The following is a 22,303-nucleotide window of genomic DNA, read 5'->3' as shown; positions in this document are numbered from 1 at the left end:
CTCCGTCACACGGACCGCTCCGGATGTGCGGCCTCGGGACGGCGCCAAGTAGGCTAGTACGGTGACTACTCCCACTGCATCCCAGACTTCCCAGAAGCCGGTGCTGGTTGTTGACTACGGTGCCCAGTACGCGCAGCTGATTGCCCGCCGCGTCCGGGAAGCGAATGTGTATTCGGAAGTGGTTCCGCATACGTACTCCACCGAGCAACTCCTGGCCAGGAACCCCGCTGCCATCATCCTTTCCGGCGGCCCGGCCAGCGTCTACGCTGACGGTGCGCCGTCGGTGGGCGCCGATCTCTTCGAAGCCGGCGTCCCGGTTTTCGGCATCTGCTACGGCTTCCAGGCAATGGCCAATGCGCTGGGCGGGAAGGTCGATAGGACCGGCCTGCGCGAGTACGGCTCCACCCAGACCACCATCCTCGGCGAAGGCCGCTCGGTGCTCGAGGGAATGCCCCAGGCGCAGAACACGTGGATGAGCCACGGTGACTCGGTGCACGAGGCCCCCGAAGGTTTCGAAGTCCTCGCAACCACGGCCGGCGCTGAAGTTGCCGCCTTCGCCAACGAGGAGAAGGCCCTCTACGGCGTCCAGTGGCACCCCGAGGTCAAGCACTCCGCCTATGGCCAGCAGGTTCTTGAGAATTTCCTGTTCAAGGGCGCCAAGCTGGAGCCCAACTGGACCACGGGGAATATCCTGGAGGAGCAGGTGGACCGGATCCGCAAGCAGATCGGCGATGCCCGGGTTATCTGCGGCCTCTCCGGCGGTGTCGACTCCGCTGTCGCCGCTGCTCTGGTCCAGCGCGCGGTCGGTGACCAGCTGACCTGTGTGTTCGTTGACCACGGGCTGCTCCGCGAAGGCGAAGCCGAGCAGGTGGAACGCGACTTCGTTGCAGCCACCGGCGTCAAGCTTTACGTGGCCAACGAGCAGGAGCGGTTCCTGTCCGCGCTGGCCGGCGTCAGCGATCCCGAAACCAAGCGCAAGATCATCGGCCGCGAGTTCATCCGCGCGTTCGAAGAGGCTGAGCTGGCCATCATCGCCGAGGCCGCGGCCCATGGCGAGAAGATCAAGTTCCTGGTCCAGGGCACCCTGTACCCGGACGTCGTCGAATCCGGCGGCGGCGAAGGTGCCGCGAACATCAAGAGCCACCACAACGTGGGCGGCCTTCCGGAAGACCTGCAGTTCGAACTGGTGGAACCGCTGCGGGCACTGTTCAAGGACGAGGTGCGGGCCGTGGGCGCGCAGCTGGGCCTGCCCCAGGAAATTGTTGGCCGCCAGCCGTTCCCCGGCCCCGGCCTGGGAATCCGGATCGTTGGCGACATCACCCAGGAACGCCTCGACCTGCTCCGCAAGGCGGACGCCATTGCGCGCGCCGAGCTGACGGCGGCCGGCCTGGACAACGAGGTCTGGCAGATGCCGGTAGTCCTGCTGGCCGATGTCCGCAGTGTGGGTGTTCAGGGCGATGGGCGTACGTACGGGCACCCGATTGTGCTCCGTCCCGTCTCCTCCGAGGACGCCATGACAGCGGACTGGTCCAGGCTTCCCTACGACCTGCTGGCCCGCATTTCCAACCGCATCACCAACGAGGTGGACGGCGTCAACAGGGTTGTGCTGGACGTGACCAGCAAGCCGCCGGGCACCATCGAGTGGGAATAGCACTCTGAGTGGCCGGTCTCCGTCAGCGGAGGCCGGCCACTGCTTTTTATCATTTGAATCCCCCTAATTTGGCACCCACCAGTGTTGCGGTCGCTGATCCCGGCATCTTTGCGGCTACTCTCGAAAGCATGCCGGTATGGTCCAGGGCGTCACGTGCAAACGCAGAAAAGAAGGCAGTAGTGTCAGTTGGTCAAGGCCACCCGGAGGGTTCTGAGGAATTTGGAAAGTGGCTGTCCGGGCTCAAACCCGTCACCGGGGCAGACACCATGCTTCGCTTCACCAAAACCCCCGAAGGCTCCATCGATCTGACCCACGCCCACCCGTCGGGCCTGGCCCAGTTGATGGCCGGCCGCCGCACACGGCTGTCCACCCTGATCCGCGACCACCAGCAGTATGTGGTGGCCGCCAGGGCATCCCGGAACATCCGCTCCAAGATCTTCGAGCTCTCCAACGACCGCGGCATTGATGCCGGGTATCTCTCCGCCGGCACCGTTGTGTGGACCTCCGCGGTGGGCGGCAAACCCCAGCGCGTTTCCTCCCCGGTCATGCTCACCGCGATCTCGCTGACAGTCCGCCCGGGCGAAGACGACTACGAACTGCAGCTCACCGAGCAGGCCCACATCAACCCGGCCCTGGTCCGCCACCTGAAAAACGTGCACGGCATCGTCTTTGACGTCAACGCCGTCACCCGCCTCGCCTACAGCACTGCCCGCTTCGATCCCCAGCCCGTCCTGGACCGGCTCGCCACCCTCATCCGGCCCATCCACGGGGCCGAAGCGCAGCACAACCTGCTCGTCTCGACCTTCGCCGATCTGTCCGGCAACCTCGATGACCCCTGGATCAACGAATCCAATCCGCTGGTGGCTGCCCTGGCCAGAAGCGGAAACGGGGAAGTCCTTGACGTGGACGAGCCGGACCCTTCCCGTTTCCCGGGCGTGGACAAGCGCCACCCGGCCGATGAACTCCTCCTGCTCGACGCCGACCCGGACCAGCAGTACGTCATTGATGCCGCGAGTGCCGGCGAGTCGCTGGTGGTCAGCAGCCCGCCCGGCACGGGGCAGACACAGACCGCCATCAACACCATCGGTGCCCTCGTGGACGCAGGACGTTCGGTGCTGGTGGTCGGCGACCGCCGCGCCAGCCTGAACGAAGTTTCAGCCCAGCTGGAATCCCTTGGCCTGGAATCCATCCTGTTCCAGCTGTCCGGGACAGCCACACCCCAGCAGCTCAAGGCCCAGCTGGTGCGGGCCATCGTCCGGAACGAAAAATCCCTCGAACCGCAGCTGGGGAACCTCCACAAGACCCTCACAGAGCACCGCCACGCCCTTATGGACCACGTGGCGTCGCTGCACAACGTCCGCCAGCGCTGGGGTTGCTCGCCGTACCAGGCCATGCAGTCACTGGCTGAGCTGACCTCCATCCACCCTTCCCCCGCCACTACTGTGCGGCTCAAGCGGAGTGTCCTGGACAGCATCCGTGACCGCAACGAACTCGCGGGCCGGCTCAAGCGCGCCGCCGAGCTTGGCAGCTTCAGCCGGGCATCCACCACCAGCCCCTGGCACGGAGCCAGGCTCCTCACCCGGAAGGAGACCGAGGAGGCGCAGGAACTTGCCCGTTCGGTAGCAAAGAACCTCCCGGCCCTGCGCGAGAAGATGAACAGCGTTGCCGAACATGCGGAGATCCGGCTGGGGACATCCTTTGCCGAGTGGGGCGAGCAGCTTGAGCTCCTGATGGCCGTCCGCGGAAGCCTGGACAAGTTCACCCCGGACATTTTCGACAGGCCGGTCCACGACCTCATATCGGCCACGGCATCCTCCCCGTGGCGGCGTGAGCGCAACATCGACATGGCCTCCATGCAGCGCTCCAGGCTGCGCCGGGTGGCCAAGGAGTATGTCCGCCCCGGTGTGCACATCGCGGACCTCCACAGCTCGCTGGTACTGGTCCAGGAGCAGCGTGCCTTGTGGTCCGGCTATGCCACCTCCCAGCGCCACCCTGCAGTTCCCTCGGGGCTTGCCGAAATGAACGTCATGTACCGGTCGCTGGACCGGGAGCTGAACCAGCTCGGTGACGCACTGCGGCACACCGAAGCCGGCGGCTCGCTGGCCACGGCCCGCTATGAGGACCTGATGGAACGCCTCGAACGGCTGGTGGCGGACACCCAGACGCTCAAGACCCTCCCCGAGCGCACGCTCCTGGTCGAGAACATGCGCGAACACGGGCTGGGCGAACTCCTCGCCGATCTCGCCGACCGTGAAGTTCACGCCGAGTGTGTGGCCGCTGAACTGGAGCTGGCCTGGTGGCAGTCCGCCCTGGAAGCCATGATCAGTGGCGATGACTACCTTGCCATGTCCGACGGCGACGCCCTCCGGCAGCTTGAAGCCGAATACCGGCTCGCGGACAACGCCCACATTGCCAGCGGCGCCGCACGCCTTCGCTGGGACCTCGCCGGGCGGTGGCAGGCCGCACTGGCCGAACACCCGCGCCAGGCACAGCTGCTGCGGAGCCTGCTCAAGGACGGCAGGGTGACACTCGCCGCGTTGACTGCCCAGGCCCCCGAGCTTGTCACCAAGCTGGTCCCCGTGTGGTCGGTCAGCCCCTACCTCATGACAGGGCTCCTGCCGGCGGAACAGAGTTTCGATGCAGTGGTTATCCTGGACGCCGAGGCGACGTCCCTGCAGGCTGTCCTGCCCTCCATTGCCCGCGCAAAGCAGGTCATCGCCTTCGGCGACGCCAAGATCGCCAGCCCGCGGACCTTCACGGTGGGCGTGGAGCGCCTGGCGGCCGGCGAATCCGCCCACCAGCGCGTCGAGAGCGCCTTCTCTGCACTTGCTTCGGTGCTGCCTGTATGGCGGCTCAACTTTGTGTACCGCGCCGTGGACGAGGACCTGATCCTGCAGCTCAGCAAGAACCATTACGACGGCGGCCTCCGCCGGCTGCCCGAGGGCCAGTCCGCCACTGGGCTGGACCGTGCACTGCTGGTGGAGTATCTGCCTGACGGGACGGGCCTGCCCAGCGCCGACCATGAAGGCGTCGAATCCGTTGTGGCTGAGGTCAACAAGGTGGTTCAACTGGTCTTTGAGCATGCGCGGCTGCGTTCGCGCACCTCGCTTGCGGTGGTCACGGCCAGCCTCCGGCACGCTGCCCGGATCGGTGAGGCCATCCGGCTTCAGCTGCCGAACCACCCGGGCCTGGCCAGTTTCTTCAGCGCAGGACCTGAATCGTTCCGGGTGGTTGACCTTGAACGGGCGCAGGGCCTGGTCCGCGATCACGTCATCTTTTCCCCCGGCTTCGGCCGCACCCCGCACGGCCGTGCCCTGCACAATTTCGGCCCGCTCTCCGCCGAGGGCGGCAGGGAGAAATTTGCGTTGGCCATGACCCGGGCCCGGCGTTCCCTTCACGTTCTGACGTGCTTCCAGCCGGAAGACCTTGACCACACCCGCCTCTCTCACGGCGCTGTTGACTTCTACGAGCTCCTGAACCGTGAGATTGCCGGGAAGACCGATCTCGGGACGCCGGCCTCCAGGGCTGCGGCAAGCGAGCAGGCACTCGGGGCAGATCCGCTGGTGGCCGATCTGGGCGACAGGCTTCGCGCCCGGGGCGCCCGCGTATGGCACCAGTACGACGGCGTCATCGACGTGGTGGCGGCGGCGGACCCGCTGAGCACGATGGGGCAGGACGACGCAGAAATCCCGCGGCCGGTGGCGATCGAGTCGGACGGCACAGAGGTTTACCGCACCATGAGTGTCCGGGAGCGGAGCCGCCTCCGCCCGCAGCTCCTGGAACGGCTGGGGTGGCGGTACATGCCGCTGTGGACCATCGAGGTGTTCACCGATCCGTCTGCCTGTGCGGACAGGATCGGAGGATACTTGGGGCTTGAGAACGTGCTGTTGCCCGGTCGGACGGCCGCGGCAGGCTTCTTCGACGAGGACGTGGACTCGCTCGTGCTGGGTGCGGTTGGACCCGAAGACCACGGCCGTCCGGCAGCCAGGTACAGGAATGAGGACCGGGCCGCGCGCCTGGAAAGTAAGGAGGCGGTTGTGGTGAACCCGCAGAACACCGGTCAGGCCGACGGCCAGGATCAGGGGCAGGAACCTGAAGAAGAGCCGGCGCCCGAGGCTGGGACGGACCGGCAGCAGGCCGGCCCGGACGGAATCCTGCCCAACAAGGCCGCCGAGGATGATCCCAGGGCGTGGGGCGATGGCCAGGATAACGATCACGATGAGTGGCTGAAGGAAAACAAGCCGCCGCACTGGGGCTGAGCCACCAAGCAAGGGCGCGTCACGCAGCCGCATGCTAAGGGCCCACGAGCACAAAGAACAGCTTGCCCTGGGTTGAGGCGCCTGCCAGGCGGGCCGCCTGATCCGGGGAGGCTGCCACCACGATCAGCCCTTCAGTCTCACCGGTACCGAGCCACTGCCCCGTCTGGCCACCTTGGCCCGAGGTCCACAGGACTGGAACTGAAGACGCCAGCACCTCGGAGGGGGACTGTTGGTCGTAGCCGTTCGCCCCGGTCAGCACCACATTGACCAGCTGCCCCGGCGATACCAGCTGGATGGAGGAGGGATCCGCCATCCGCAGGGGCACTGCCGCGGAGCCTGCGGGAGTTCCGGTCAGGAGGCCGGGTCCCAGAAGCTGGGCGTCGGTGAGGAGTTGGCCCTTCCGCAAAGGGGCCGCCAACTGTTTGCCGGTGGCCTGGCTGGGCCCGGCCACTGACCCGGCGGTCACCAGTTGCTGGGGGACCGGCGTGGCCACCAGATCGGCCTCAGCCAGCGCCGTGCCAGCGGGAAGATCCCGGGCGGCAGCCAGTACTGTCACGGAGTCCGCAGGCGGTGGAGTGAGCTGGTGGACAGTTATCCCGGCAGCAACACAAAGCAGGAGTGCAATGGCGAGGCGCCGGTTCCGGCTGAGCCAGGAGGACAACGCGTGGCTGCGCCGCCGGCCTGTGCGAGTCGACGGGTGCTGGCGGCGGACCTGGCGGCCGGGCGGGGCAGAACCGCGGCTGCGTTGGAAGAGGGTAGCGGGCATGGGAACCACGCTACGGTTGCGGGACTAAGCCCAACAGGCGCAGAGGTTCCTATGTGGACAACGGTGGTGCCGGCGTCGGGCATTGCCCGGGCAGGGAGAGAGCGGCAGGGCTGTCAGCTCGCGGCGGCAGCAGCGGGTGCCGGTTTGGCCGCAGGGGCGGCCGGAGCAGCGGGCGCCGGAGAAACTGTGCTTCCCTTGGCGTCCCTGGAATCGGTGCGGTAGAAACCGGAGCCCTTGAACACAACGCCTACGCTGTTGAACTTCTTGCGCAGGGCTCCCTGGCACTCAGGACAGGACGTCAGCGTGCTGTCCGTGAACGACTGGAAAATATCGAAGGCATGGCCGCAATCCTTGCAGGCGTACGCGTACGTGGGCACTGGTGCTCCTCCTCTTGGACAAAACAGAGGTCCCGTGCTGCGTGGAGCGGAATCAACCGGTCATTAGCAGTCGCAGGGCCTGACTGCTAATTCTAGCATCCCCTCCGGGCGCCCTTTCCGGAGCCGGGCCTCACTCACCTACCGTCGGAGAGCCGGACAAGACCTGACGGGGTGAGGGCAGCCGGAACTTTCCGGTCGAAGGCCTCTGCGGGGATGGTTCCGGCCGGCAGCAGTTCTGAATCGAAGACGATGGCTGCCAGCGGGATCTCCAGGCCCTCATCTGCAAGGGCAGCGAGCAGGACGTCGTAGTAGCCGCCGCCCTGGCCTATCCGGTTGCCGCTTCGGTCCACCGCCGTGGCCGGGATGTAGAGCCCGGCCACCGCTGCCATGATGCCGCCGTCGTGGTGTGCTCCGGCGGGTTCCAGGACCGGGGCAAAACGGCTGCGGACAAATTCGACTGCCGGGGTCCAGTCCGCCCAGCTCAACCGCCTGCCGGGTTCACAGACGGGGAGCAGGACCCGGTGTCCCAGCCGGTGCAGTTCCTGGAGCAGCGGCAGGGTGGGCGGCTCGGGTACGACACCCAGGTACGCGCAGAAGGTCGACGGCGTATCACCCGCCAGCTGCCGGGCCCACGCAGATCCGTGGACTGCAAGGGCTGCTCCCGCCTCGTCCCGCTGGCCGGGGTGCGTTGCGGCGCGGCGCTCACGGTGGAGTGCGCGGATGCTTTCCTTCGTTTCGCTGATGGTCCCGGACATGCCGCTCCCTAATTACTGAATGATTCGCTCTGCCGTTAGATTAGTCCAGTGACTACCACTCAGCAGACAGTTCGCAAGGCCGTTATTCCTGCCGCCGGCCTTGGCACCAGGTTTTTGCCTGCCACGAAGGCGATGCCCAAGGAAATGCTTCCGGTGGTGGACAAGCCTGCTATCCAGTACGTGGTGGAAGAGGCCGTGAACGTTGGCCTGAACGACATCCTCATGATCACCGGCCGCAACAAGCGGGCCCTTGAGGACCACTTTGACCGGGTTCCGTCGCTGGAGGACACCCTGTCTGCCAAGGGTGACACCGCGAAACTCGAATCCATCCAGGCAGCCAGCAACCTTGGCGACATCCACTACGTCCGCCAGGGCGATCCCAACGGACTCGGTCATGCCGTTCTGCGCGCCAAGCAGCACGTGGGCAACGAACCTTTTGCGGTGCTCCTCGGCGATGACCTTATTGACGCCCGGGACGAACTCCTCAGCACCATGATCGAAGTCCAGGCCAAGACCGGCGGATCCGTGGTGGCCCTCATCGAGGTGGAGCCCTCCCAGATCAGCGCCTACGGCTGTGCCGACGTTGAGGAGATCGACGGCGAAGGCTACGTCCGGATCAACAAGCTTGTCGAAAAGCCCGACGTCGCCGACGCGCCTTCGAATCTGGCCGTGATTGGCCGTTACGTCCTCCACCCGGCCGTCTTCGACGTCCTGGAGCGGACCGGGCCCGGCCGCGGCGGCGAAATTCAGCTGACGGACGCGCTGCAGGAACTCGCCGCGGGAAGCGCCGAGGGCTATGGCGTCTACGGTGTGATCTTCCGTGGCCGCCGGTACGACACCGGGGACAAGCTCAGCTACCTCAAAGCCTGCGTTCAGCTTGCCATTGACAGCGATGACCTCGGCCCCGGCCTCCGGGAATGGCTGCCGGGCTTCACTGCCGGTCTCGCCGAGTAACTGCCGTGGGCTCCGGACCCATCTGGCCGGTAACGCTGGAGTGCGGCGACCTGGTCCTGCGCCCCATCCGGTACCGGGATAAGAAGGAATGGACCCAGGTGCGGGCGCGTAACAATGAGTGGCTGGCGCCGTGGGAGGCTTCGAACCCGATGCCCGGCGGCGGGCTGCCGGATTACCGGCAGATGGTCCGGTCCCTGAAAGCCCAGGCTGCGCAGGGAACGGCGCTGCCCTTCCTCATCACCGAACGCGTGTCGTCCTCATCCGCGCCGGTCATTGTGGGCCAGTTGACGGTGTCCTCGATTGTCTGGGGTTCGGCCATGATGGCCACCCTGGGCTACTGGGTTGACCAGGCGCGGGCCGGCCACGGCATCGCGCCAACAGCAGTTGCGATGGCCACCGACCATTGCTTCAAGGCGTTGGGCCTGCACCGGATGGAGATCAACATCCGTCCGGAAAACGGCCCCAGCCTGCGTGTTGTCGAAAAGCTCGGTTTCCGTGACGAGGGGTACCGGCCGCGCTTCCTGCACATCAACGGGGAGTGGGCGGACCACCGGACATTCGCACTGACGGCCGAAGAGGTTCCCGAGGGTCTGCTGCCCCGGTGGCTCGCGTCCCGTCCCTGAGGGCGCGGGCTTTCCGGGACATAAATCCATTGATTTACCACGTTGCGGACGACACACCGGGGCTAATGCGGGAGCGGCCGGTGTAATGCTCATACGGTTTTGATTGTGGACTTTCCCCTTAGCAGCTCAGTGATCCTTGTGGTTGCCGTCGTGCTCTGGATTGTGTGGGTCGCACCGTACATCCTTCGCAACCGCCGGCACCCGGTCCAGGCCGGTGCCGATTACCTTGCTGAAGTGCCAGCCTTTGAACCGGACCCGAGGGCCGGGATGGTACTCAACGTCACCGCCCAGCAGGAGAACGCCATGGAGATCAGGAAGAGCCCCGAAACCGCGACGGAACCGGCCGGCAGCCCCAAGCCGGGCGCGTTCCGGATCCGTTATGGCAGAACGGGCATTGCGCTCGTTGCCGTGGTGGCACTGCTGACTGCCTTCGTTTCGGGCATGTTACTCATCTTCGGACTGGGTACGGCGGTTCTGCCGCTCACCTGCGTGGCAATCACAGTTGCGGGTCTCGTCCTGCTCCGCTTTCTGGCTGTGCGTGACCGCAAAGCCAAGGTGGATGCGGCGTTTCGTGCAGCCATGAGCGCCCCCCAGCGCCGACAGGGTCCTGCCAGCCCAAGCGCCACGGTCCGCAAGCCGGCCGCGGCGCAGCCGGAGAGCCGGCTCTTCGACGCCGAGGCCCACCACCCTCCCGCTCCGAAGCCGCTGACCGCCGTGGAACTTCGCGAAGCGGCACTGGCCGTAGCCGTTGCGGCCGGGGACATGAGCGCCAAAGCACCCGCCGGCCCGGTCCCGGCAGAAACAACCTGGGAACCCGTGGACGTGCCCAAGCCCGTGTACGTAGAGGCGGCAAAGGCCGAGCGTCCAGCTCCTGCGCCCCTTGACCTCCCCGAGGCGCCCAAGGCAGCCGGCAAGCCGTCCCTGAAGCAGGGCACCCCCGCCGCGGCTCCTGAGGCTGCTCCGGAGCGGCCCCTCACCAAGGCCCAGAGCGCCTTGAGCAATCTCGACGACGTCCTGCAGCGACGCCGCGCCTGATCAGCAATCCGCCTGACTGGCGTGCGCCTAATTGGCAATGCGGCGGGAAAATTTGTAGCCTAAGGACACCGGTGCCGCCGACCTCGTGAAAGCGGACTGTTCCGGGGCTATAGCTCAGTTGGTAGAGCGCTTCGTTCGCATCGAAGAGGTCAGGAGTTCGAATCTCCTTAGCTCCACAAATTGCAGGGGCCGTCGGCATTGGTCCTCCTGCACTCCGCAAATGCTGATGCCTTTCCCCACCTCCGCGGCTTTTAGATGGTGTCTGAACTGTTCGCCGCGCTAAAGGTTTACGCCCTGGCCGGGGCGGCCGCGTAGCCGGTCGCGCCGGTCCACATGAAGTATCCGGAAGCCACCATGGCCAGCCCGAACGGTATGCACAGGAGAACGGCCGCCGTCTGCTCATTGGCGGCCATCAAGGCGATAGTACTGACTATGAAGAGGATCCCGAGCCACCTGGGAAGAACTCCTGAGCGAAAGATGAATATGCCGATCAGCAGCAGGCCGGCTATGACGGCCAGCATTCCTGGGATCACAAAGTAGGGCATCCATGGGAAATCGCCGCCGAAGGCGAGCGCCTGGATCAGAACGCCGGCGAACAGCCAGACGAAGCCGGCGGCTGCACAAATCAGCCCCGCGTTCGCCAGCTTGGTGAAGCCGCCGGATCGCCGGGCCAGCATCGTCAGGCCCGCAACCCCGATGAGCGTCAGCAGGGATGCTTCTATATACCTCAATCCCATCTTGTCCGATTCGGGACCGGATTGCGGGCACGCGGCTCGAAGCCGCCTCCAATGAGAATGCTGCGTGTTTGGATAGAGCATGACCACCATCAACGTAGTGAAGGCCCAAGACCTGCCACTCAGTGAAGTCCTTGAGCTATACCGTGCGGTGGAATGGCTTGCCTATACGAAGGACCCCGACAATCTCGTACGAGCGCTGGAAGGATCTTCCACACTCGTGGCCGCTCATGACGACCAGACGCTGGTTGGACTAGCGCGTGTCATTTCCGATGGTGCTTCGATTTGCTACCTCCAGGACATCCTTGTTCGGCCGTCGCATCACAGAAGAGGTATAGGGCGAGCCCTTGCTGAGCGGGCACTCGGAGAGTACCCGCATGTGCGCCAGAAAGTACTGATCACCGACAACGAGCCGAAGCAGAAAGCGTTCTACGAAGCGCTCGGCTACATCCAGGCCGAGGAATCCCAAGGAGGATCGGTCAGAGCCTTCATCAGATTCGACTGACGGCTTCCGTCGGCTCAAGGATCGGCTTGCGAGACGCAGCCAGGACGCGAAGCAGCGCGAAAACGACGACATCGAGCGGAGCTGTCCACAGCAAACCCTTTTGTAGAGGGCACAGATTACAATGGCTTCGAGCAGCTACAACCCGAACAGGTAGGACTCCGGCATGGCCCACATCAGCGTCCCCGCCTTCGGCACCGTCATGATTTTTCGGGTTCCCGAGGATGCCGACATGAGCGGATTCAGTTTCGCCGGCTTCCGGAACCGTGCCGATGCTCAACAGCAACTCAACACCTACCTCGAGGGCCTGGGCTACGACGTGAGCCAATCCTATTTGTGGTGATCGTGCCGGATGACGGTAGGGGTTCCGGACGCACGAAACCCCGGCCGCCGCTCTCTCCCCTTCAGCAGCACCTGTCGAGAGTGTCTCCTCGGCCGATCCTCTAACGCTCACTCCGCGGCCGTGGTGGGGTGGTGACTGCACCTAGGAACCAAGGGAGGCTAATCATGAAGCCGATGAGTCCCGCCCCGAATGGGACCCAAAGGAAAGGCGTGAAGCTTGTCGTCAAGTTATTCTCGTCCGCAACTATCCCGGCGTGCCAGAGCGCGATTCCGCCGCTTACCAGGAGGGTAAGGCTCACCGCCAGCGCGAGCATCGACATCGCTACCGATTTCCTGATCATGCTGGCCCCCAAGGTCCCTGTAGATACAAGCGCAAGTTCTCATGCTAGCCGTCCGGATGCTCGCTTAGACGTGTGTAAGCCGGTACTTGACAGGACGCATTATGCGCAACGAGATCTCATTTCTTGAGAGTGCGGGCAGGTGCCATAGGTTCATGGGCATCGCTAGGTTTCCAAGTTGTGAATGATCTGTTCAAGGTATGCCACGTGGGAGAGGAAGGCTTTTTGGCCCGTCTCCGTGAGCGAGGCCCAGCCGTGCGGGCGGGTGTTGACCGTACGAGAGGAGAGTCGGATGTAGCCGGCGTCTTCTAGCCGCTTGAGGTGTTTGCTGAGAACTGAGGGGCTGATGTCCAGGCTGTCCCGCAGGAGTTGGTATTCCGTATCGCCGAGCCGGTACAGGAGGCTGCAGATGCGCAGGCGGTATGGGCTGTGAATTACGTCGTCCGAAGCCGGCAGCGGAGATTCTTGTGTAGGCATTATCGGTTCTCGCGGATCGAATTGGCGAGTGCATTCTCCATCCGGGCGCTTGACCAGAGGCATGCGGCGCCTGCGAGGACGGATCCGAGCCAGAGTACCCATTCCTCGTTTGTAACGGTAAAGAGGAAAATACCGGCTGCCCCGCATACTAATACGGCCCCCGTTTGCAGCAGCCCCCATCGAAGGGCCGGGCCGTCGGCCCAGGGATCGGCCTGGGTCTTGGTGACCCAGGGGCGGACAAGGCCCAGTCCTACCGCAGCTGCGGCGCTGATGGAGATGACCAGGATGAACGCGCTACCTTCCAAGCCGAAAGCCCGGATAAATGCAACCACCGCCAGTGCGAACCCGAAGCGGTACCAGAATGGAGCACGAACTCTCGGGGCGATCCTCGATGTGTCCTCCCGGAGCGTTTCAAGGACTTTGCGAGCTGCGGTTGCTTCAGTTCCCCCGTTTTCATTTTCCATATTGGAAAACTATCTATTTCCGATACGGAAAGTCAAGAACCAAGGTATTGGGTTGAGTCAATCCAGGCGCCCGTAAGCCGGTCGATCACCGTGCCCCGGGAGCCTACCCACACATTCCGCGCAGTTGCTGGTCAAGGCTGTGTCTTTCGGCGGTAAATGGCGGCGATTTTACGGCGCTATTTGTCGCGCGGAGCACCCCGCAAGGGATCCCTTACTGGACGTTAGCTCTCTCTGGCGGGCGGCATGCACCACCCCGCTGGTGGTAACCCACGCAGACTCCCCGCGGGCTGACACATCTCTCGAATCGCAAAAGCTCTAGTGAGCGAGCCTTGAAGGAGCGTGACCACTGAAAACCTCGCCGGCCGTACTGAGAGTTCGAAAGATCTGTCGCGTGATGTAGCGCTTCAGGCTCCGGATGATTTCCTTCTTGTTCCGCCCTTCACGCGTCAGGCGGGCCACATATTCCCTAGTCTCCTGATGCCAGCGCATTCTTACGACAGCAATCGTGTGGATCGCCTTGTTTAGCTGACGATCCCCGCCTCGATTGAGCCTGTACCTGGTCGTTCCGCCTGATGAAGCTGGGATTGGGCATGTGCCAGCAAGTGCTGCCAAGGCGGCCTCGGAGCGGACGCGGCCTGGACGCGACCAAGCGGTAAGAATCGCTGCGGCGCTAATCGGGCCCACACCTGGCATGTCCAGGAGTGCGTGGCTGGTCTGCTGGACCAATAGAGCCATATCAGCCCGGTTCTGCTCGAGCTGGTCGTCAAGGGCGAGGATTTGTTTGGCCAAGCGAGTGGCTTCCGAACGGCTTACCCGAGTGCCGACACCTTCATCCCGTGTCCTCCACGCTGCGATGGTTTCGATTGTTTGGGAGTCAACGACTTACGTAATTCAATTCCTAGGTCGACGACGCGCAGCAGCGCGATCAACGAATTGATAGCCGCGGTTCGTTCGCGGACCATTGCAGTCCTGGCAATGGTGAGAACCCGTAATGCCGTGTGGTGTTGGCCGGCACGTGGTTCCCGAAGCTCATCCGTCTCGATTCCTAGGACAGCCCTCGCCGCCCGAGCTGCATCAATGCTGTCGGACTTGCCCCTTTTCCGACCAATCCGACGTTCCGGAAACGGTGCCTCGACAACTCGGTAGTCCGACTCTGTTGCCAGCTGCCGAAGTTTGGCACCGTACGATCCGGTTCCTTCCATGGAAAGCAGTACCCGTGATTTATCGCCGGCGCTCCGACGAGAAATCCAGCGCAGTGCTCGCTTCATCCCAGTGGTTGTTGAAGGGAAAGTTTCGTTGGAAATCTCAGCTCCGGTTACCGCGGAGATGATGGCCAAGGTATGCGTTCTTGAGTGCGTATCGATGCCAACAACAAAGTCATAAGACTGCGCCACTATGGCCATTTGTACCTCCTGCAATTCCTTCGGATCATTACGGGTATCAGCGGAATACAGCGAGGCAAGTCTGGGATGAGCCACAACCTTTGAGGCCGGGCAGGCTTCTAATCAAGCCATCGCAGTAGACAGAACCGATGCTGGACTCCAGATGAACGGGCAGATCCCTGCAAGCGCACCTCGCGATCAAACCAAAGGGCAAAACGACACAAGGGCCACGTTTGTCCGAAGTCACAGCACCAGCCTGCCAGCCAGTCTCGGACCGGCCGGTAATAACACTCCCAGACGCAACAGAGCCAGCCAATCCTACAAATCCTGTGCCGGAGCGCATTGGTCTCGTGTCGCATTCCGGACCGATACAGCCGGTGGGTTCCAAGGAGTGCAGGACCGCAGCCAAGGCGCCGAGGACCCCGCCAAGCATCGCTGCGGCCCCAGCCCATTTCGGAAATTCCTGGGTCCAAAAACTGTTGTCAAAACTTCCCCGGGCCATGATCAACCGCCATCTCTCAGGAGACCGCCAGCATGTTCTCCCATGCTGTCCCCGGCACATGCAACCGTCAAGGCCGACCCGGCCCGCCGGCGTTTCGTGAGAGAGTATGAACCGGCCTTGTGCCGACTTTGTATCGAACGGGGTCGGCGGTCACTTCCCATAACTCCCCGCTAATGACGCGCGTTACCACTGGATTGGACAGAATCAATGAGTTTGATCCGGCTGAACGACGTCAACGTCAGCTTCGACAAAACACAGGTACTCCGGGAAGCTTTTTTCAAGCTTGAAGCCGGGGACCGGGTGGGCCTGATCGGGAAGAACGGATCGGGAAAGTCCACCATCCTCGAAATGATCCTGGGCCGGGTGGCACCTGACACCGGGACGGTGGCCGTGGAACTCGGGATCAGGACCGCCTACTTCTCACAGTTTTCGGAGCTGAACGGCGAGTCCAGCATCGCCGAGGTCCTAAACGGGCTGTTTGCGCACGTCCAGGAGATCGAAGCAGAACTAGCCCGGATAGATGAAGAGATTGCCGCCGATTCCGGCAACGCAACCCGTCTGGATGAACTGATCCACCGCCAGTCCGAGCTCTTTGAAGCCATGGACAGGCTCGATGGCTGGGACTACCCGCGCACCATCGACAAGGTGCTCACCACTTTGGGATTCAGCGAACACCACCGTACCTGCGCCATCGACGAACTCTCGGGCGGCTGGCGGAACCGGGCGGCCCTGGCCAAGATCCTGCTGGAAGCCCCGGACGTCCTGCTGCTCGATGAGCCCACCAACTACCTTGACGTGGCCGGCGTCGAATGGCTCGAAGCCTGGTTCAGGACCTTCAAGGGTGCCGCGATCATCGTCTCCCACGACCGGAAGTTCCTGGACGCCGTGGTCACGAGGATCATCGAGGTGGAGAATTTTCACCTGCATGAATATCCGGGCAACTTCGCCGAGTACGTGGTCGCGAAGCAGTTCAGGCTCAAGACCCTCGAGAGCCAGTTTGTGCACGAGTCCGAACTGCTTGCCTTCGAGGCCGAGGGCATCTCCGACCGCCGGGAGGCCGCCAAAGCCGCCGGCAAAGGCCTGGCGAACCAGCTGGCCAAAATTAAGAAGTCACGCGCACCACGGCCCGTGGACCAGATCATCACCGAGATCTACAGCGGACTGTATGTCAAGGACGTGCTGTGCCGGGTGGATTCACTCAGCAAGGCCTACGGCGGCAGGACACTGTTCAGCGGCCTCAGCTTTGAGATCGGACGGGGCAACCGGATCGCAGTGATCGGCGCCAACGGCAGCGGCAAGACCACGCTGCTCCGTGCGCTCACCGGCGAGGAGCCAGCAGATTCCGGCACGGTTGCCTGGGCAAAGGGGGCGCGGATGGTGTCCTACAACCAGGTCCTTGAGGAACTGGACGACGACGATACTGTCACCCATGCGGTCAATGCGATGCCGGACAGCCTGGCACTGACCGCGACGAAGAAATCCGTGAACAGGTTCCTGGCGATGTTCCAGTTCTCCGAGGCCGACCTCAAGCAGCGCATCGGCAACCTCTCAGGTGGCCAGCGGTCCCGCGTGGCCATGGCGCAATGCCTGCTCTCGGGCGCATCGGTCCTCCTGCTGGATGAGCCCACCAACCACCTTGACCTCTCCAGCACACAGGTTATGGAACGCGCCCTGCTGCATTTCCCCGGCGCGGTGGTGGTGGTCAGCCATGACCGGTTCTTCACGGACAAGATCGCCAACCGCCGGCTCGTCTTCAACACTGAAACCGTGGGCCAGGGAAGCGTCGACCTCCTGGTGGCCTAGGGCCCTAGAGCCAGCCCTTTTTCTTGAAGATCGCGTACATCAGGCCGGCTGTCGCTGCCATCAGCACAATGGCCAGCGGGTAGCCCAGAGCCCAGTGAAGCTCGGGCATGTAATCGAAGTTCATCCCGTACACGCCCGCCACGAAGGACGGTGCAAAGAAGATCGCCGCCCAGGAGGAGATCTTCTTGACCTGTTCATTCTGCTCGGCGCTTGCCTCGTTCTGCCGGTTGGCGGTCAGTGTCCCGTCCAGGGTGAGGGCATTCTGCAGCAGGTCCCGGAATGAGTCCGCCCGGGAGATCACCCGCTGCACGTGGTCCTCAACATCGCGCAGGTTGTGCTGAAGCTCGGTATTGACCCCGTACTTCTCAAAGCCTTTCCTGAGCTGCTGCATGATGCCGGGCAGCGGATGGATGGCGCGCTGGAACTGGATGACTTCGCGCGCGAGTTCGTAGATTCGCCGCGAGACAGTGGTGTCCCCGCTGAACAGCTGGTCCTCAATCTCGTCGATGTCGTTCTCGAGTCCGGCCACCACGGGGGCGTAATCGTCCACCACCAGGTCAAGCAGGGCGTAGAGGACGGCTTCCGGGCCGTGCCGCAACAGCTCGGGCCGGCCCTCCAGGCGGCGCCGGACCCTTGCAACGCCGTCCATTTCGGCATGGCGGATGGTGATGACAAAGTTCCGCCCGGTGAAAATGTGCAGCTCGCCGAACTCAACGGTCTCTGACGCATCCAGGTACCGCGCCGGGCGGAGCACGGTGAAAAGGTGCTCGTCGTAACGCTCCAGCTTGGGCCGTTGGTGGGCGGAGATGGCGTCCTCCACCGCGAGGTTGTGCAGCCCGAACTCATTGGCGACGGCGGCCATTTCCGCTTCGGTAGGTCGGTACAGCCCGATCCAGGCCATGCCCCCGTGGTGGGCAAGGGTTTCGAACGTCTGCTCCAGGCTTTCCGGTTCCGCGCTGCGGACGCCGTCCACATAAACGGCATTGTCGATGATCGTCACGTCAGGACATTGCCCCGATGACGGCGCCGGACACCGTCATGGCCAGCAGGTCGTGGCCGGAATCGATCAGTGTGACAGCTGCCGGCCGGCCGGCGAAACCGTTGTGGATAACGTGGCCGCCGGCGCGGAAAACCAGTCCAAGCACCAGCGCAAACCAGCCCCCGGCCACTGCGTTGTCCAGGCCCAGCTTGCTGATCAGCACAGCCAGCAGAACGGCGGTCAGGGCGGCTGCAGCCATCATGGGCACCCAGATCCCTGCCCCGCCGCTGACGTTCTTCAGGTCTTCCTCAGTCTTTCCAATGGCGGCCATCCACCTCTTGCCCAGGACGGCGGGCAGGTACCAGACAAAGCCGATGGCCATGCTGGCGATGAAGGCCAGCGCCACGGCCAGCCAGTTGATCTGAGAAATGTGTGCAAGCCAATCCATCCTCGAATCCTAACCGCCTCCGGACAGGCCCCCGGGCGCCGGGGGCTTTACCGCGGCCGTGTTGCCTTGCCGGAATCGGCCTGAGCCAGCCGGCTGATCAGAGGTTCAGTCCGGTACGGAATGTGGGTGTGTAGCGCCAGCACCGTTTCGGTCCGGATCACACCTTTGATCCGGAGGATCTGGCGCAGGGCCGATTGCAGATTGTGGGTGTCGGTGGCCACCACGCGGCACCAGACATCGCCCCGGCCCGAAATCTCGTGGACCTCCAGCACCTGGGGGAGCAGGCGGAGGGCGCCCACCACTCCGTCCAGTTCGCGGTGGGTCACCTCGATCGTGACGAAAGCGACGACGTCGTACCCCACCGCGGCGAGATCCACCTCGCGCCCGCCGTCCTGGAGAACGCCGGCCCGCAGCAGGCGGCGGACCCGGGACTGTGCCGTGTTGCGCGCGATCCCCAGCAGTTCACTGAGCTCGCCGATCTGGATGCGTGGGTCCCGGACAAGTTCCAGCAGGATCTTCAGGTCAGTGGGGTCCAGAGTGTTCAAACTGTCACTTTCAGTTACTAGCGGAAGGAATCATTGACGATTCTGCTCAAGTCTGCCATCAACCCACTACTGATCCGGCAGTAAAGCTTCATTCTTTAGGTATCCACGTCCATTCCCGCGGCAGGCTCCCACAAGGACCGCCCGCCCCGGTCAGCGCCAAGGCAACGCCAATGACAGTCTTCAGTGAGCTCCGCATGCGTCCGGCCACCGCCGACCGCCACGGCTGGGACGCCTCCACCACCGCGCGCCTGGTCATGGCCGGCGCCGTCATCTTCACGCTGCTGGTGGGCGCCAACCTGGCCACACCCCTGTACCCGCTGCTCCAGGCCAACCTCGGCCTCTCCTCGCTCGGTGTCACAGCAGCGTTTGCCAGCTACGTTCTGGCACTGGTGGCCACGCTGATGCTTGCCGGCCATTGGTCTGATCACATCGGCCGGCGGGCGGCACTTATCCTCGCCGTCTGCGCCGGCCTGGCCGGTGGCTGGATATTTTCGCAGGCGGAGAACCTGATGGTTCTCTCCGCCGGCCGGGCACTGCAGGGGGTTGCCGTTGCCTTGGCCACCGGTGCGAGCGCGGCTGCTTTGCGCGAACTGCTTCCGTCCCGCCCGGAGTGGGCATCACGGTTCACCCTGCTGGCGACGTCCGGCGGCGTGGCCGCCGGTCCGTTCATCGGTGGCTTGCTGTCGATGCTGCCTGGGCCCACTACGGCCCCGTATTACGTTCACTCCGTACTGCTGGCGTCCATGCTCGTTCCGCTGTACCTGCTGCAGGCCCGTCCTGCCATCAAACCCCCCGCCGGTGGAAGTACCTTCCGGGTCCTGGCCCCGCGCCGCCCCTCAGTGTCCGCGGCGGCGAGGGGTGCGTTCTGGCTTGCGGCCGCCGTCGGATTCCTCAGCTTCGCTGTCTTTGGATTCTGCCTGTCCCTCGCCCCCGGCTACTTCGCGCAGGTTGTCCAGACAGATTCGCGCCCCCTGATCGGTGCGCTGGCGGGGATGACACTTGGCGCGTCGGCGCTGAGCCAGCTGCTGTCTGTCCGCGGCCGGTTCGTCGTTCCCGCCGGGCTGGCCCTGCTGGGTGTTTCCGTGCTGCTCCTGGCAACGGCTGCCGCGTGGAGCAGTCTGCCGCTGTTGGCCGCCGCCAGCGTCTGCGCGGGGCTCGGCCAGGGCGTCGCCTTCAGGATGGTCTTCAATGACGTGGCCGCCAAAGTGGAATCCGCGCAGCATGCGCAGATCGTCAGCACCGTGTACGTCATCACGTACCTGGGCAGCGCCGTGCCGGTGATCGGGCTCGGCTGGGCCACCGCGGCCTTCGGCCTGCACACGGCCGTCACGGGCTTTGTGGTCCTGTGCAGCGCCGCGGCCCTTGCCTTGGCGGCAACGACCCTCAGGACCGCCCTCCGCCCGGCCCGTTGACCCCTGCCTGGTAGGCCCGGTGACCTTGGCCCCAGTCCGGAGCAGCTCCTACTCCGGAAGCGGGCCGTGGTTCCCCTGGATGTGGGCAAAGACCAAGGTGGTTTCGGTGTGGCCCACCACCGGGTCCGTCGCGAGGTTGTCCAGCACCCAGTCCCGCAGGTCCTCAGTGCTGGCCACGGCGATGTGCAGCAGATAGTCCACCGAGCCTGAGGTGTGGAACGTGGAGAGGACCGCGGGCAGGTGCGGAACCCGGGCAGTAAAGCGGTCGATCTGGTCGCGGTCGTGGGCCCGAAGCCGGACCGCCACCAGGGCCTGGACGGAACGGCCGATCGCGGAGAGGCTGAGTTTTGCCTCAAATCCCTGGACGATGCCCCGCTCGGACAGTGCACGGGTCCGCATGAGGGCTGTTGACGGGGCGATGCCCACCAGTTCCGCCAGCTGCTTGTTGGAGATCCGGGCATCGTCCACCAGGGCGGCGAGGAGCCGCTCATCAATAGCATCCAGCGGTTCGAAGTGGCTGCCCGGCCGGATGTTTTTGGGGTTGGTACTCATGGATTCTCCTCAGATGTCTTGAGTTCATCCTAGGCGCCGGATTCCACTTCATCACGCCCGAATGCCATGATCTCCCGAATAATCACCGGCCGCGGATGCTGTTTGGTGCCGGATTGTTCACCGGGTTCCATGCACGACGGCGACTGTCACCGCGGTGACGCAGGCCAGCACCATCACAGTCAGGGCGAGCGCAGTCCAGCCCAGGGACTGGAACACCAGTCCGCCGGCCCAGCCGATCACACTTGAGCCGAGGTAGTAGGCCAGGTTGTAGAGCGACGACGCCTGGGCCCGGCCCGTGGTGGCGATGCTTCCGGTCCAGCCGGCGCCGATGCTGTGGGCGGCGAAGAAGCCGCCGGTGAAAACTACGAGGCCGGCAAGAATCAGGGCCAGTACCTGCGTCAGGGTCAGCGCCAGCCCCGCAATCATGAGCACGATGCCGGCCAGCAGGACATTCCGCCGGCCGAAACGGGCTGTCAGCCCGCCGGCCAAGCGGGACGAGAAGGTTCCCGAAAGATAGGCAAGGAAGATCAGGCTGATCAGGGTGCCCGGCAGCACAAAGGGCTCAGCAGAGAGGCGGAACCCAAGGTAGTTGTAGACCGCCACAAAGCCGCCCATCATGAGGAATGCTTGCACATAGAGTGCCAGCAGGCGGGGATTGCGTAGATGCCCGCCCAAGGTCACCAGCGCGCCCCGCAGGCCGGCGGCCTTGGCAGCGGTAAACCCCTTGGCTTTGGGGATCAGGAGCAGGAAGAGCACTGCCGCCACCGTTGCCAGCAAGGACACGCTGAGCGCTGCCGCCCGCCACCCCCACAGTTCACCGACGGGCCCTGCGACCAGCCGGCCGGCCAGGCCGCCCAGGGTGGTGCCGGCAACGTAGCTGCCGGCAGCCACCGCGGCATGGGCCCTGTTCACTTCCTCGTTCAGGTAGGCAATGGCGATCGCCGGGATTCCGCCCAGGGCCATGCCCTCCAGGAGCCGGAGGGCGAGCAGCATGCCGAAGCTGCTGGCCAGCGGCACCAGGAGGCCCAGGACGGTGGCGGCCGAGATTCCGATGGCCATGGCCCTGACCCGGCCGATCCTGTCCGCCAGAAATGACCAGGGGATCACGGTGATGGCCAGTCCCACCGTGGCCAGCGAAATAGTCAGTGCCGCGTCCGCCGCGCTGACCTCCTGGTCGGCAGCCAGGAGGGGCAGCACCGCTTGGGTGGAGTAAAGCTGCGCGAACGTTGCCACCCCGGCAAAGGCAAGCCCCGCCAGGATCTTGTTGTAGGCGGCTGAGCCCTTCGGGTGCCCCTGCCAGGCCGCCCGGCTGAACGCAGGGCGGACAGGTGGTGTTGCATCTTCAGGCATGGATCAAGCCTAGACTTCCGAAATGATCCCGCCGCTCCTGCCGTGTTTCAGTA

General features: G+C 64.2%; 22 protein-coding genes and 1 tRNA gene. 10 read left to right on the top strand and 13 right to left on the bottom strand.

Features of this window, described 5'->3' with window-relative positions; genetic code table 11:
* Positions 1-61 precede the first annotated feature (61 nt).
* Positions 62-1,651, top strand: coding sequence for a glutamine-hydrolyzing GMP synthase (gene guaA / locus ACP7AX_RS04620; protein WP_426225562.1), 1,590 nt, complete (start codon positions 62-64; stop codon positions 1,649-1,651).
* Between the two features lie 128 nt (positions 1,652-1,779).
* Complete coding sequence (locus tag ACP7AX_RS04615; RefSeq protein ID WP_426225561.1) at positions 1,780-5,910, top strand: AAA family ATPase; 4,131 nt, start codon at positions 1,780-1,782, stop codon at positions 5,908-5,910.
* A gap of 34 nt (positions 5,911-5,944) precedes the next feature.
* Here ACP7AX_RS04615 and cpaB read toward each other — a convergent pair whose 3' ends face one another.
* The 3 genes from cpaB to ACP7AX_RS04600 form a co-directional block, all read right to left on the bottom strand.
* The gene (gene cpaB, locus ACP7AX_RS04610) at positions 5,945-6,676 is read right to left on the bottom strand and encodes a Flp pilus assembly protein CpaB (protein WP_426225560.1); all 732 of its coding nucleotides are present in this window, start codon (positions 6,674-6,676) and stop codon (positions 5,945-5,947) included.
* Positions 6,677-6,789: 113 nt separating this feature from the next.
* On the bottom strand, positions 6,790-7,053 hold the full coding sequence (locus ACP7AX_RS04605; protein WP_131682816.1) for an FmdB family zinc ribbon protein: 264 nt from the start codon (positions 7,051-7,053) through the stop codon (positions 6,790-6,792).
* Between the two features lie 134 nt (positions 7,054-7,187).
* On the bottom strand, positions 7,188-7,808 hold the full coding sequence (locus tag ACP7AX_RS04600) for a 5-formyltetrahydrofolate cyclo-ligase (RefSeq protein ID WP_426225559.1): 621 nt from the start codon (positions 7,806-7,808) through the stop codon (positions 7,188-7,190).
* A 48-nt stretch (positions 7,809-7,856) separates the two neighbouring features.
* Between ACP7AX_RS04600 and galU the strand changes: the two genes are divergently transcribed.
* The 4 genes from galU to ACP7AX_RS04580 all read left to right on the top strand — a co-directional run bounded on the left by galU (position 7,857) and on the right by ACP7AX_RS04580 (position 10,596).
* Positions 7,857-8,762, top strand: a complete 906-nt coding sequence (gene galU, locus ACP7AX_RS04595) for a UTP--glucose-1-phosphate uridylyltransferase GalU (RefSeq protein ID WP_426225558.1) — start codon at positions 7,857-7,859, stop codon at positions 8,760-8,762.
* 5 nt (positions 8,763-8,767) lie between these two features.
* Positions 8,768-9,385: a GNAT family N-acetyltransferase gene (locus ACP7AX_RS04590; RefSeq protein ID WP_426225557.1), complete on the top strand. Its 618-nt coding sequence runs from the start codon at positions 8,768-8,770 to the stop codon at positions 9,383-9,385.
* Between the two features lie 105 nt (positions 9,386-9,490).
* Positions 9,491-10,420: a hypothetical protein gene (locus ACP7AX_RS04585; RefSeq protein ID WP_426225556.1), complete on the top strand. Its 930-nt coding sequence runs from the start codon at positions 9,491-9,493 to the stop codon at positions 10,418-10,420.
* Positions 10,421-10,523: 103 nt separating this feature from the next.
* Positions 10,524-10,596: transfer RNA gene (locus ACP7AX_RS04580), tRNA-Ala, on the top strand.
* A 111-nt stretch (positions 10,597-10,707) separates the two neighbouring features.
* Here the strand turns inward: ACP7AX_RS04580 and ACP7AX_RS04575 are convergent.
* Entirely contained in the window at positions 10,708-11,247 is a 540-nt protein-coding gene (locus tag ACP7AX_RS04575) for a hypothetical protein (protein WP_426225555.1), read from the bottom strand.
* On the opposite strand from ACP7AX_RS04575, the gene ACP7AX_RS04570 reads away from it, so the two are divergent.
* Positions 11,237-11,659, top strand: coding sequence for a GNAT family N-acetyltransferase (locus ACP7AX_RS04570; protein ID WP_426225554.1), 423 nt, complete (start codon positions 11,237-11,239; stop codon positions 11,657-11,659). The genes ACP7AX_RS04575 and ACP7AX_RS04570 overlap by 11 nt on opposite strands.
* A 163-nt stretch (positions 11,660-11,822) precedes the next feature.
* Complete coding sequence (locus ACP7AX_RS04565; RefSeq protein ID WP_155855702.1) at positions 11,823-11,999, top strand: hypothetical protein; 177 nt, start codon at positions 11,823-11,825, stop codon at positions 11,997-11,999.
* A 502-nt stretch (positions 12,000-12,501) separates the two neighbouring features.
* On the opposite strand, the gene ACP7AX_RS04560 is transcribed toward ACP7AX_RS04565, so the two are convergent.
* The 4 genes from ACP7AX_RS04560 to ACP7AX_RS04545 all read right to left on the bottom strand — a co-directional run bounded on the left by ACP7AX_RS04560 (position 12,502) and on the right by ACP7AX_RS04545 (position 14,680).
* On the bottom strand, positions 12,502-12,813 hold the full coding sequence (locus tag ACP7AX_RS04560) for a transcriptional regulator (protein ID WP_426225553.1): 312 nt from the start codon (positions 12,811-12,813) through the stop codon (positions 12,502-12,504).
* Positions 12,813-13,277: a hypothetical protein gene (locus tag ACP7AX_RS04555; protein ID WP_426225552.1), complete on the bottom strand. Its 465-nt coding sequence runs from the start codon at positions 13,275-13,277 to the stop codon at positions 12,813-12,815. The genes ACP7AX_RS04560 and ACP7AX_RS04555 overlap by 1 nt, the downstream gene beginning before the upstream one ends.
* A 315-nt stretch (positions 13,278-13,592) precedes the next feature.
* The gene (locus ACP7AX_RS04550; protein ID WP_426225634.1) at positions 13,593-13,970 is read right to left on the bottom strand and encodes a transposase; all 378 of its coding nucleotides are present in this window, start codon (positions 13,968-13,970) and stop codon (positions 13,593-13,595) included.
* 116 nt (positions 13,971-14,086) lie between these two features.
* Positions 14,087-14,680 (bottom strand): IS110 family transposase, encoded by a 594-nt coding sequence (locus ACP7AX_RS04545; RefSeq protein ID WP_426225551.1) that lies wholly within the window; start codon positions 14,678-14,680, stop codon positions 14,087-14,089.
* Positions 14,681-15,368: 688 nt separating this feature from the next.
* Between ACP7AX_RS04545 and ACP7AX_RS04540 the strand changes: the two genes are divergently transcribed.
* The gene (locus ACP7AX_RS04540) at positions 15,369-16,964 is read left to right on the top strand and encodes an ABC-F family ATP-binding cassette domain-containing protein (protein ID WP_426225550.1); all 1,596 of its coding nucleotides are present in this window, start codon (positions 15,369-15,371) and stop codon (positions 16,962-16,964) included.
* A gap of 4 nt (positions 16,965-16,968) precedes the next feature.
* Here the strand turns inward: ACP7AX_RS04540 and corA are convergent, their stop codons facing one another.
* Genes corA through ACP7AX_RS04525 form a run of 3 tightly spaced genes read right to left on the bottom strand, consistent with a single transcriptional unit; the run spans position 16,969 to position 18,936 of the window.
* The gene (gene corA / locus ACP7AX_RS04535) at positions 16,969-17,964 is read right to left on the bottom strand and encodes a magnesium/cobalt transporter CorA (protein ID WP_426225549.1); all 996 of its coding nucleotides are present in this window, start codon (positions 17,962-17,964) and stop codon (positions 16,969-16,971) included.
* A 1-nt stretch (position 17,965) separates the two neighbouring features.
* Entirely contained in the window at positions 17,966-18,391 is a 426-nt protein-coding gene (locus tag ACP7AX_RS04530) for a DUF1761 domain-containing protein (RefSeq protein ID WP_426225548.1), read from the bottom strand.
* 47 nt (positions 18,392-18,438) lie between these two features.
* Positions 18,439-18,936 carry an Lrp/AsnC ligand binding domain-containing protein gene (locus tag ACP7AX_RS04525; protein WP_131682804.1) on the bottom strand — a complete coding sequence of 166 codons (498 nt, stop codon included), beginning with the start codon at positions 18,934-18,936 and terminating at the stop codon, positions 18,439-18,441.
* Between the two features lie 170 nt (positions 18,937-19,106).
* On the opposite strand from ACP7AX_RS04525, the gene ACP7AX_RS04520 reads away from it, so the two are divergent.
* Positions 19,107-20,348 (top strand): MFS transporter, encoded by a 1,242-nt coding sequence (locus ACP7AX_RS04520; RefSeq protein WP_426225547.1) that lies wholly within the window; start codon positions 19,107-19,109, stop codon positions 20,346-20,348.
* A 48-nt stretch (positions 20,349-20,396) separates the two neighbouring features.
* Here the strand turns inward: ACP7AX_RS04520 and ACP7AX_RS04515 are convergent, their stop codons facing one another.
* Together ACP7AX_RS04515 and ACP7AX_RS04510 are read right to left on the bottom strand one after the other, a co-directional pair.
* A complete protein-coding gene (locus tag ACP7AX_RS04515) occupies positions 20,397-20,900 on the bottom strand; it encodes an Lrp/AsnC family transcriptional regulator (protein ID WP_426225546.1) in 504 nt (167 codons plus the stop codon).
* Between the two features lie 117 nt (positions 20,901-21,017).
* The gene (locus ACP7AX_RS04510; RefSeq protein ID WP_426225545.1) at positions 21,018-22,250 is read right to left on the bottom strand and encodes an MFS transporter; all 1,233 of its coding nucleotides are present in this window, start codon (positions 22,248-22,250) and stop codon (positions 21,018-21,020) included.
* Between the last annotated feature and the right edge of the window lie 53 nt (positions 22,251-22,303).

Origin of the sequence: Pseudarthrobacter sp. DSP2-3-2b1 (genome assembly GCF_049895945.1) — a bacterium.
In the GTDB taxonomy this organism is placed as follows: domain Bacteria; phylum Actinomycetota; class Actinomycetes; order Actinomycetales; family Micrococcaceae; genus Arthrobacter.
Note: the sequence above shows the minus strand (reverse complement) of the source record. Positions and strands in the feature narration are given on the sequence as shown.

Bases quoted from the DNA above. Each gene is read 5' to 3' on its own strand.
- ACP7AX_RS04565 (WP_155855702.1), top strand. From the start codon at position 11,823: ATGGCCCACATCAGCGTCCCCGCCTTCGGCACCGTCATGATTTTTCGG.
- ACP7AX_RS04545 (WP_426225551.1), bottom strand. From the start codon at position 14,680: ATGGCCATAGTGGCGCAGTCTTATGACTTTGTTGTTGGCATCGATACG.
- ACP7AX_RS04575 (WP_426225555.1), bottom strand. From the start codon at position 11,247: ATGGTGGTCATGCTCTATCCAAACACGCAGCATTCTCATTGGAGGCGG.
- ACP7AX_RS04530 (WP_426225548.1), bottom strand. From the start codon at position 18,391: ATGGATTGGCTTGCACACATTTCTCAGATCAACTGGCTGGCCGTGGCG.
- ACP7AX_RS04520 (WP_426225547.1), top strand. From the start codon at position 19,107: ATGACAGTCTTCAGTGAGCTCCGCATGCGTCCGGCCACCGCCGACCGC.
- ACP7AX_RS04570 (WP_426225554.1), top strand. From the start codon at position 11,237: ATGACCACCATCAACGTAGTGAAGGCCCAAGACCTGCCACTCAGTGAA.
- ACP7AX_RS04560 (WP_426225553.1), bottom strand. From the start codon at position 12,813: ATGCCTACACAAGAATCTCCGCTGCCGGCTTCGGACGACGTAATTCAC.
- ACP7AX_RS04555 (WP_426225552.1), bottom strand. From the start codon at position 13,277: ATGGAAAATGAAAACGGGGGAACTGAAGCAACCGCAGCTCGCAAAGTC.
- ACP7AX_RS04550 (WP_426225634.1), bottom strand. From the start codon at position 13,970: ATGCCAGGTGTGGGCCCGATTAGCGCCGCAGCGATTCTTACCGCTTGG.
- ACP7AX_RS04600 (WP_426225559.1), bottom strand. From the start codon at position 7,808: ATGTCCGGGACCATCAGCGAAACGAAGGAAAGCATCCGCGCACTCCAC.
- ACP7AX_RS04540 (WP_426225550.1), top strand. From the start codon at position 15,369: ATGAGTTTGATCCGGCTGAACGACGTCAACGTCAGCTTCGACAAAACA.
- ACP7AX_RS04615 (WP_426225561.1), top strand. From the start codon at position 1,780: ATGCCGGTATGGTCCAGGGCGTCACGTGCAAACGCAGAAAAGAAGGCA.
- cpaB (WP_426225560.1), bottom strand. From the start codon at position 6,676: ATGCCCGCTACCCTCTTCCAACGCAGCCGCGGTTCTGCCCCGCCCGGC.
- ACP7AX_RS04510 (WP_426225545.1), bottom strand. From the start codon at position 22,250: ATGCCTGAAGATGCAACACCACCTGTCCGCCCTGCGTTCAGCCGGGCG.
- ACP7AX_RS04515 (WP_426225546.1), bottom strand. From the start codon at position 20,900: ATGAGTACCAACCCCAAAAACATCCGGCCGGGCAGCCACTTCGAACCG.